The 1,201-nt window shown below is 37.6% G+C and carries 1 protein-coding gene; it reads left to right on the plus strand.

Annotated features, from left to right (window positions below; translation table 11 throughout):
- The first annotated feature begins 127 nt into the window (after positions 1-127).
- Positions 128-1,057 (plus strand): fatty acid desaturase family protein, encoded by a 930-nt coding sequence (locus tag XEN7305_RS17250; protein ID WP_006510767.1) that lies wholly within the window; start codon positions 128-130, stop codon positions 1,055-1,057.
- Positions 1,058-1,201: the final 144 nt, after the last annotated feature.

The raw sequence follows: 1,201 nt of genomic DNA on the forward strand, positions 1-1,201 counted from the left end.
TGGCACCATCTCCTCGACTTTATGCTCGGCGATGCGGAACCAGAACCTTTCATCCCTGCAAATACTTCTTAATTTTTGAATTTGGAATTGCTGACTTTATCAACCATCACTGTCGAGTCAAACATATATGGATAGCCAAGTTCAAACTCCTCTTCCTTTAGAATCATCATCAGCCAAACAGCTCCTGACCGGGGCCGAATTAAAATTACTCAATAAAAAAGCAAATCTTCCAGGATTAGTTAGATTATTGGGACATTTAACAGTAATGACAATCAGCGGATATTTATGGACAACAGCAGATAATTGGTTGCTGAAGTTACCTGCTTTAGTTATCTATGGTTTTAGCTTGGCTGCAATGTTTGCACCTTTGCACGAATCTGGACATCGCACTGCTTTTGCCAATGCTCGTCTCAACGATTTGGTTGCCTGGTTAGCAGGAGTATTTTCTTTTTATAACAGTAGTTTTTATCGTCGCTATCATAAATGGCATCATCGCTATACCCGAATTCCCGGTAAAGATCCCGAATTAGAAGATCCTCAGCCGACTAATTGGCAGGAATATTTAATTGAAATCAGCGGATGTAATTGGTGGTTGGGGAAATTTGCTACTCACTATAAAGTTGCGACAGGCAAGTTTGAGAATATGCCTTATATCTCTGAAGATGGTAAAGATGAGGTTATTAGATCGACTCGATTGCAATTAGCTGTTTATGGAGGCGCGATCGCTCTTTCTGTGATCTTTCAACAACCTTGGTTTATTACTTTCTGGTTATTGCCTTTAGCAGTGGGACAACCAATTTTGCGCTTTATCCTCCTAGCAGAACATACAGGATGCAGCAAAGATGGTAATTATTTAACGAACACTCGCACAACTTTAACCTGGTTTCCTATTAAGTTTTTGATGTGGAATATGCCTTTCCATGCCGAACATCATTTATATCCTGCGATTCCTTTTCATGCTTTGCCTCAAGCACATCAAGAATTAAAAGAACATTTTGCTGTGGTTGATGAAGGATATATCAAAGTCAATCAAAATATTATTAGTAGTTTTCAGTAGTAAAGAATCGTAAAATTTTAAAGCAAAAAATTAAAAATTTGTCTTTTGATTCAACGTGAGTTCGACGAAAATTTGAGAGAAAAGAAAGGCTGACATTGTATACTCATAATAAGCAGAATTAGAGAATCTCAGCTAATTTTATGA

This window comes from Xenococcus sp. PCC 7305 (genome assembly GCF_000332055.1).
GTDB lineage: Bacteria > Cyanobacteriota > Cyanobacteriia > Cyanobacteriales > Xenococcaceae > Xenococcus.